Annotated in this window: 11 protein-coding genes; 9 read left to right on the forward strand and 2 right to left on the reverse strand. The window is 52.8% G+C overall.

Annotation, left to right across the window (positions count from 1 at the left end; translation table 11 throughout):
* Positions 1 to 12: 12 nt before the first annotated feature.
* Complete coding sequence (locus HMPREF3016_RS07540; RefSeq protein ID WP_048755438.1) at positions 13 to 513, reverse strand: NUDIX hydrolase; 501 nt, start codon at positions 511 to 513, stop codon at positions 13 to 15.
* A gap of 102 nt (positions 514 to 615) precedes the next feature.
* On the opposite strand from HMPREF3016_RS07540, the gene HMPREF3016_RS07545 reads away from it, so the two are divergent.
* From HMPREF3016_RS07545 to rplI, 7 genes are all read left to right on the forward strand, one after another.
* Entirely contained in the window at positions 616 to 2040 is a 1425-nt protein-coding gene (locus HMPREF3016_RS07545) for a CCA tRNA nucleotidyltransferase (protein ID WP_070741418.1), read from the forward strand.
* A gap of 160 nt (positions 2041 to 2200) precedes the next feature.
* Complete coding sequence (locus HMPREF3016_RS07550; RefSeq protein WP_141744107.1) at positions 2201 to 2569, forward strand: TM2 domain-containing protein; 369 nt, start codon at positions 2201 to 2203, stop codon at positions 2567 to 2569.
* 221 nt (positions 2570 to 2790) lie between these two features.
* The gene (locus tag HMPREF3016_RS07555) at positions 2791 to 3153 is read left to right on the forward strand and encodes a TM2 domain-containing protein (RefSeq protein WP_048755440.1); all 363 of its coding nucleotides are present in this window, start codon (positions 2791 to 2793) and stop codon (positions 3151 to 3153) included.
* Between the two features lie 225 nt (positions 3154 to 3378).
* Positions 3379 to 3681, forward strand: coding sequence for a 30S ribosomal protein S6 (gene rpsF, locus HMPREF3016_RS07560; RefSeq protein ID WP_004005946.1), 303 nt, complete (start codon positions 3379 to 3381; stop codon positions 3679 to 3681).
* A gap of 85 nt (positions 3682 to 3766) precedes the next feature.
* Positions 3767 to 4417: a single-stranded DNA-binding protein gene (locus HMPREF3016_RS07565; protein WP_004005947.1), complete on the forward strand. Its 651-nt coding sequence runs from the start codon at positions 3767 to 3769 to the stop codon at positions 4415 to 4417.
* 88 nt (positions 4418 to 4505) lie between these two features.
* On the forward strand, positions 4506 to 4742 hold the full coding sequence (gene rpsR, locus HMPREF3016_RS07570; protein WP_004005948.1) for a 30S ribosomal protein S18: 237 nt from the start codon (positions 4506 to 4508) through the stop codon (positions 4740 to 4742).
* A gap of 23 nt (positions 4743 to 4765) precedes the next feature.
* Positions 4766 to 5218: a 50S ribosomal protein L9 gene (gene rplI / locus HMPREF3016_RS07575; RefSeq protein ID WP_004005949.1), complete on the forward strand. Its 453-nt coding sequence runs from the start codon at positions 4766 to 4768 to the stop codon at positions 5216 to 5218.
* 139 nt (positions 5219 to 5357) lie between these two features.
* Here rplI and HMPREF3016_RS07580 read toward each other — a convergent pair whose 3' ends face one another.
* Complete coding sequence (locus HMPREF3016_RS07580; protein WP_246828514.1) at positions 5358 to 6200, reverse strand: alpha/beta fold hydrolase; 843 nt, start codon at positions 6198 to 6200, stop codon at positions 5358 to 5360.
* 477 nt (positions 6201 to 6677) lie between these two features.
* On the opposite strand from HMPREF3016_RS07580, the gene HMPREF3016_RS07585 reads away from it, so the two are divergent.
* Together HMPREF3016_RS07585 and HMPREF3016_RS07590 are read left to right on the forward strand one after the other, a co-directional pair.
* The gene (locus tag HMPREF3016_RS07585) at positions 6678 to 7718 is read left to right on the forward strand and encodes an ABC transporter ATP-binding protein (RefSeq protein WP_004005951.1); all 1041 of its coding nucleotides are present in this window, start codon (positions 6678 to 6680) and stop codon (positions 7716 to 7718) included.
* On the forward strand, positions 7719 to 8264 hold a 546-nt coding region (locus tag HMPREF3016_RS07590; RefSeq protein WP_371441538.1), incomplete at its 3' end, for an ABC transporter permease subunit. It abuts the gene before it with no gap.

Genomic DNA, 8264 nt, shown 5'->3' on the forward strand with positions numbered 1-8264 from the left:
CTGGTTGTGACGTTAGAGCTGGGTATTAATATACTCTCGTGCAATATCTGCGATGCGCCGTTCATTAGCGAAAGAGAGTTTCTGGCTAAGCTCTGCCAGGGGTACCCACGCAACATCGACTGCTTCATGATCGGGGTCATGCTCAATGGTTAGGCGGCCGCCGGTAGCACAAAAAAGGTAGTGATGTACCGTTTTATGGATGCGCTGCCCACTAGACGTAAACCAGTAGTCGATATACCCGAGGGTAGCAACAATGTAACCGGTAATTCCGGTTTCTTCGGCTATTTCTCGCTGAGCTGTTTCTATCAGACTTTCATGACCTTCAACATGTCCCTTAGGTAGACACCATTCGAGCTGTCTGTTGCGGTTATAGCGCGCAATGATTGCCACCGGCAGGTCGGGACTATCAAAATTAATCATGAGCCCTCCCGAAGAGACCTCTTCAAGCGCAGGCACCGGAAGCTGGGGCGCGAAGGGGCGCATTTTGGGTGCGCGCGGTACGGGAAAACTCATAGTTCTACCTTATCCGATGCGGCGCTATTTTGGGCTATGGTGCGGCTGATAGGAGCCCGCTAATATGCTCTTGCCGCTAATATCTGGCAGGATTAAGAGACTATGTCGCAAAAACTTGATGTGCTCTCAAAATATCCGGATGCTGTTGAACTCGGCGAACTCTACCGCCAAGCGGGTTTTGATCTCTACCTAGTCGGTGGTCTGGTGCGTGATGAACTACGCAACACCCCCGGCGAGTTTACCGATTTCGATATGACCACGAACGCCACCCCCGCCCAGAGCGAGCGGATTTTGAGCGCCTGGGGCGAGCACATCTGGGATATCGGCAAAGAATACGGCACCATCAGCGCCCGCAAAAACGGCGCTGTTTACGAGGTAACGACCTACCGCGCCGAAGTGTACGTCGCCGATTCCCGCAAACCCACGGTGGAATTCGGCACCGACCTGAAGGCTGACCTGATACGGCGCGACTTCACCATCAACGCCATGGCTGCTGCGCTGCCTTCGGGGGAAATCGTGGATCTTTTCCACGGCACTAAAGATTTAGCAGAGGGCGTTTTGCGAACCCCGCGCTCGCCTCAAGAATCCTTTTCCGAAGACCCGCTTCGTATGATGCGCGCGGCGCGGTTCGCTGCTCGGTTCAACCTCACTGTAGCGCCGGAAGTATTCGAAGCGATGCGGCAGATGGCACCGCGTATCGAGATTATTTCGGCGGAACGGGTGCGCGACGAACTCATCAAACTCATCTGTGCAGATTACCCGCGCGTGGGCCTGAACCTGCTCGTAGAAACCGGACTCGCGGACTATGTGCTCCCGGAACTGCCCGCCCTGCGCATGGAAATGGACCCTTCACACCACCATAAAGACGTTTATGAGCACTCGCTCAAAGTCATGGAACAGGCGATCGAGAAGGAAACCGACGCTGACGGTCCCTGCCCCGCGCCCGATTTTGTGCTGCGTTTCGCATCGCTTCTGCACGACATCGGCAAACCCAAAACTCGCAGATTCGAGAAAGACGGATCGGTATCTTTTTTGCAGCACGATGTGGTTGGCGCGCGCATGGTCAAAAAACGGATGCGCGCCCTACGCTTCGATAACGACACCATCAAGGCGGTGGCGCGCCTCGTGGAGCTTCATATGCGTTTCTACGGCTACCGTGAGGCCGGGTGGACCGACTCGGCGGTACGTCGATACGTGCGGGACGCAGGGGAGCAGCTGCAGCGTCTCCACAGGCTTTCTCGGTCGGATGTCACCACGCGCAATAAGCGCATGGCGCGCTCGCTGGCGCAGGCATACGATGATTTGGAACGGCGTATTGATGAGCTTGCCGCTCAAGAAGAGCTGGATGCGATGCGCCCTGAACTGGATGGCGAACAGATTATGGCGGTGCTGGGCATCGGTCCTGGGCCTCTTGTGGGGCAGGCGTATAAATTCCTGCTGAACCTGCGTTTGGATGAGGGTGAACTTGGTGAAGAAGAAGCGACCCGCCGTCTGCTTGTGTGGTGGCAGGAGCACGGAGAGCCCTAAATCCCCATAATACGGCGGAATACTGCGGAAAAGAGTATGACGGAGACTACGGTGTATAAGGTTCACTAAATGCCTCTGTGAAGCTAAATTGACGTGTAGGATGGTACTCAGCGGCAGCGTTCGCCGCGCACGAATACACATTCACCGAAAGGGCATTACTATGTCTGATAACTCTGCCTTTAATCCGGCTTCTAACCCCGCATTCAACGGTTCTCAACCTCACGGACAGCCCATACAACCTATTGCCGTAGCACCGGTCATGATGGTGCAGCAACCCAAATCCATGGCGGTGGCATATCTGCTGTGGTTTTTCCTAGGTTCCCCTGGTATTCACAAGTTTTATCTGAACCAAACGGGTCAAGGGATTCTATACCTGTGTTTATTCCTTACTGGCTGGGCAACTGTTTGGTTTCTTATCGGGATAATTCCTCTTGTAATTTTGGGCATATTGCTCATCATTGATATTTTCCTGATACCTGGCCGGGTGAACCAACTCAACGGTGTAACCCCCGTTGTCGTGAAGCAGTAACAGCCCATTATCACGATCCCACCGCGCATTGGAGAATCCCGCATCCTCACAGTCGAGGATGCGGGATTTTTGTCTGAACGAAGGTTGGTGCGGTGGGGGAGGGGAGGGCAGACTCCCACCGAATACACACCCCGTTCCCAGGGTTTGCGCATGTGAACTGTCTAAACTTGCAGTGAGCGCGTTATATACAGCGCGCTGAAACACTCACGAAGGAAGGAAATATGTCGCAACAGGTTTATGAACCTAAACTTTTCGCCCATGGAACCGTTCCGGGCAGCCGTACTTATGTGAACTCCGAACATGAACAATCGACCGTCGTCGTGATTCGCCCCAAATCTGTGATTCTCACCTATGTGCTGTGGCTTTTCCTCGGATGGTTAGGCATCCACAAGTTTTATCTGCGTCAGCCAATTCAGGGGCTGCTTTATCTGGCGCTCACCGGTATAACCAGCCTGCTGACGCCCATAGGTTTAGGTTGGATAACCGGTATTCCGCTAGGCCTTCTGCTCTTCAAAGACCTCTTCACGAATATCCTTCGAGTCGCCATCCTCAACCTTCGGGACTCTTCGGTTCGTTACTACTAAAACCAGAATTTTTAGCGTTCAAGACTCTAGCTTCAGGATGCTCCCGTTACACCCACGCGGTGTGGCGGGCGCATCCTTCTCTTTGCTGGATTCTACCCTGTATTCTCGTGTAGTATAGAAGAATCTGTGTGTGCATCCTGAACAAGAGGATGCTGCACCGGGTGCCACATGAATCTCCTGCTATGGAAATCCCATAGCCGTTTAGCCCAAAGGAGGGGTTTAATCATGCGTGCATACGAACTGATGGTTATCCTCAACCCCGAGGTTGAGGACCGAGCGGTAGAGCCGTCTCTGTCGAAGTTCCTGGAAATCGTCACCAACGCTGGCGGTACCATCGACAACCTTGACATCTGGGGTCGCCGCCGTCTGGCATACGAGATCCAGAAGAAGTCCGAAGGTATCTATGCGGTTGTTAACTTCACCGCGAGCCCTGAGACCGCCGCTGAGCTCGACCGTGTTCTAAACCTGAACGAGTCCGTTATGCGTACCAAGATCATCCGTCCGGAGGATCAGAAGGTCAACAAGTAAGACTCTAAAACCGCGACCTGATTAAAATGTCAGGTTCCTATGGTTACCTAGAGTTATATACTTGAATCCATTCGAGGAGGCATCAATGGCAGGCGAAACCATTATCACTGTGGTCGGGAATCTCACCAGCGACCCTGAGTTGCGCTACACTCCCGCAGGTGCAGCGGTTGCAAACTTTACGATTGCATCTACCCCGCGTACCTACAACCGTCAAACCGGTCAGTGGGAAGACGGTGAGGCACTGTTCCTGCGTGCGTCTATTTGGCGCGACTACGCAGAGAACGTCGCAGAGACCCTGAAAAAGGGAACCCGTGTGATCGCCCAGGGTCGTTTGAAGTCTCGCTCGTATGAAACGAAGGAAGGCGAACGCCGTACCTCAATGGAGATCGAGCTCGATGAGATCGGTCCCGCTCTACGGTACGCTACCGCCCAGGTAACCCGTTCACAGCGCACCTCTGGAGGTAACTTCGGTGGTCAGCAGGGCGGCAACTTTGGCGGTAATAACTTCGGTAATAACCCCCAGCAGGGTGGTTTTAACAATTCCGCGCCGCAGCAGGGCTTCGCTCAGCAGCAGGGCGGAAACGGTTACTCCAGTAATGCCGGATTCGGTGGGGGAGCCCAACAGGCGCCCGCACAACCGGCACAGCAGCAGGCACCTGCAGCTGATCCGTGGACCTCGCAGTCCGGCGGAAACTACGATTGGGGTACCGGTGCCGATGATGAACCTCCGTTCTAAAGAAACGTTCCGTCTTCCTCAAACCAAACCATATATCAATCCATCCCGCGGTTAACGCCGCGGGCTCCCAACCTAAAGGAGCACCACGATGGCTAAGGCTGAAATCCGTAAGCCCAAACCTAAGCAGAACCCCCTGAAAGCTGCTGACGTCACCGTTATCGATTACAAAGACGTCGCCTTGCTACGCAAGTTCATCTCCGATCGCGGCAAGATCCGCGCTCGCCGCGTAACTGGCGTGACCGTTCAGGAACAGCGCAAGATCGCTCAGGCAATTAAGAATGCCCGTGAGGTTGCACTGCTTCCCTACTCCGGCGCTGGCCGCTAACGAGAAGGAGAGTAACAAGTACTATGGCTAAGATTATTCTGACTCAGGAAGTAACCGGTCTGGGTGCCGCTGGTGACATCGTCACCGTTAAGAACGGCTATGCACGTAACTACCTTCTTCCTCGCGGCTTTGCCGTTTCGTGGACCGTTGGCGGCGAGAAGCAGGTTGAATCTATCCGTGCGGCCCGTGCGGCCCGTGCGAAGGCCTCCCTGGAAGAAGCCCAGGAGACCGCAGCTAAGCTCTCTGCTCGCCCGATTGTAGTAGCACACAAGGCTGGTGCTGATGGTCGTCTCTTCGGCTCCGTTAAGGCAGATGCTATTGCTGACGCTATTGAAGAGGCAGGTCTCGGCACTATCGACAAGCGCACCATTCACCTCGGTTCCGCTATCAAGCGCACCGGTGAGTACCAGGTGACCGCTCGTCTGCATGAGGATGTTGTTGCCAACGTTACTCTGGACGTTGTAGCAGCCGCATAAGCAGGGCGTATTTAGACGCTGTGAGGGCGTCGCATTCCGACTGGGATGCGATGCCCTTTTCATATGTGGAGCCAATTATCCGTTTTACCCGAGAAGTGCGGGGTAGGGGAGGGGTATGTTTCACGTGAAACATTGCGTGTTACAGAGTACCGTCAATAAAATCTATGACCGCTTGGGTTACCTCTTCCAAATGCCCCTCGATCATATGACCACCCGTTTCGAAGATACATGTGGTGAGATTCGGGTATCGGTACATAGAACTCTGCACATGCCCTCGCGGCTGGGCAAAAGGCACAACTCGGTCATCTTGTGCATGGATCAGAAAAACGGGCGGTTCCAAGCTCTCAATGGGGTATTCCTCAAGATGGACCGCCATATCCGGGTTTGTGATAGCTGCGTCGATCTTGGCTCCCATACGTCGCTCCTGTAGGGGGAACATCCCATATATGGTGTGTGTGGGAAGCCCAAATAGAGGTTTGAAAAACGGAGACAGCAGCCACATGATGTAGTCATGGTTCAGAGCGGCAGGAGGCCCCATACGCGTGGGCAGCTTTCGTGGTTTTTCCTCCCAGGGCGGAGCAGAGCTGAGGAGAATAAGACCTGCGGTCCGTTCCGGATAATCCAGAGCGAAACGAAGAGCGGGGGTTCCTCCGGCAGAGGCGCCTAGCACATAGACCTGCTCAATATTGAGGATATCGAGGAGGGCCATCAGAGCCGCTGCCTGTTCTTTGGGACTCCCTTCACCTGCGACCGCGCTTCCGGGGTACCCAAAACGCGATGGAGCAATAATCCTGTAGTGTTTCGAGAGCTCCCTAACGTTCTCAAAGGCTTGGTCGTAGCCGCCATAGATACCGTGCAGAGACAGAATAACGGGAGGGTCGCTATATACTGAGGATGACCCGGTGGGCATAATATCGAGATATGCTATCTCTCCATAGCTGAGATGCGCCGTTTTGGCCGGATACGACGCGAGTTTGTCCACAGCATCGTGGAGTGCCCGGCGGCATCGTATACCTTGAACACTTATGTAGGTTGTGGCAGCAAGCGCTGTACTACCAAGGAGGCACCTGCCCCACCGGACGTATCCTGCACGGTTTTTCTGTGGTTCCGGTGTACTGCTAGTCCTACGCATAGTTCCCTACCCCTTCGTATACGGTCTATTTTTAACTACAGTAATTTCACAGACGTGGGCGCACAACCCTAGGGGACGGGTATCAGGACTATTCTTGGAGATACTTCGATATAGTAGTATTTCTATCTCTATACGTTGGATAACTATATTTCTATAGGAATTTTCTTATAGACAGCATCAATGTTTCACGTGAAACGGTGTATGTAAAAAGATTGAGAAATAATAAAAATTCCGAAGGAACCTCAAAAATCCTATATTCTCCGAAGTGAGAACCGTAGACTGGACGTGATAGAGCAACCTTAAACTTCTTCAGAAGGGTAGATGTAGATGTTACAGGTTCAGAATCTTACTAAGATGTACGGTGATAAAACCGCCGTTAACGATATGTCTTTTATCGTTCCCGACGGTAAAGTCACCGGTTTCTTGGGTCCCAATGGGGCAGGTAAATCGACCACGATGCGCATGCTGGTCGGACTCCATAAGCCCACCTCGGGCGAAGCCCTTGTGGACGGCAAAAATTATCAGTCCCTTAAATCTCCGCTCCATACGGTAGGAGCCCTCCTTGACGGGAAATCGGTGCATCCGGGGCGCAGTGCACGCACGCACCTTATGTCTATTGCGCTTACCCATGGTATTTCGGCGAAACGTGTGGACGAAGTTATCGGCATGACCGGTCTTAGTCAGGTGGCTAAGCGGAAGGTTGGCGGTTTTTCCCTCGGTATGAACCAGCGTTTAGGTATTGCCTCAGCTATCTTGGGCGATCCCCATAACGTTATTTTGGACGAGCCGGTTAATGGTCTTGATCCCGAAGGTGTGGTGTGGGTTCGTCAGTTGGCAAAGTATTTGGCATCCGAAGGTCGGGCGGTGCTGATTTCTTCACACCTCATGAGCGAGATGGCGCAGACCGCTGACGACCTCATTATTATTGGGCGCGGTCGCCTGCTGGAACATACGTCTATTGATGAACTTATCTCGCGAGTAGGCGGTCATAAAGTTCTGGTTCGTACCGATGAACGTGACCTTTTCGCTTCACTCCTTGCGGAACGATCGCTTCCTTTCGAAGCAGTCGATACCGATGGTTTGTTGGTTTCGGCTGATGCTCGCGACCTGGGTGAACTCGCTTTGCGTGAGCAAATTTTGCTCTATGAGCTGGCGCCTCATGAAGCGACTCTTGAGGATGTTTACCTTGAAATTACACGTTCAGAGGTTGAATATGTCTCTGATAGTCTTCCAGGTGCTGGTGCCGTAGCCGCGGTTTCTTCGGTGCCGAATGCACCGGCAGCCGATCCTCAACTGCAACCGGTGACTAGTTCTCCAGAGCACAGCTTTATCGATGAAACCCAGCAGGGGAATGGGAGGAACATATAAATGAGTACTCAAACTTACGCTACTAAAAATGCGCCTGCACCGGTTGCTCATAATCTATCATTCCTGGGTGTGCTCCGCTCAGAATGGTTAAAGATGCGCTCCCTACGTTCTCAGCAGGTTCTCTTCATCATTACGGTAGTGCTGATTTTAGGACTCGCAATGCTGCTGGCTCCTGTTTTTAACGAACAATTGGCACAGTATGAGAAAGATGTGAGTACATCGCAGATTGTGAATGGGCAATCAGTCAACGGTTCCGAGATCATTGACCAGATGAAGAGCGCGTCGTATTCTATCGGAGTTGTAGGCGCTTCATTGGGAGGCATTATTCTTTCTTCCATGGCGACGGTATTTATTGCATCTGAATATGCCACGGGTGCTATGCAAACAAGTCAGTTAGCAGTACCGCGTCGTTCTCTTTTATATTCTGCTAAAGCCCTTGTGGTGACGGTGGTAGCTTTTGTCGTAGGAACCTTGAGTGGTATCTTGGCATTCTTCTTAGGCCAGATGATACTCACGGAAAAGCTACGAGTCTCTTTCGATGGTGAA

The sequence above is a fragment of the Rothia sp. HMSC065D02 genome, from assembly GCF_001815285.1.
Taxonomy (GTDB): domain Bacteria; phylum Actinomycetota; class Actinomycetes; order Actinomycetales; family Micrococcaceae; genus Rothia; species Rothia dentocariosa.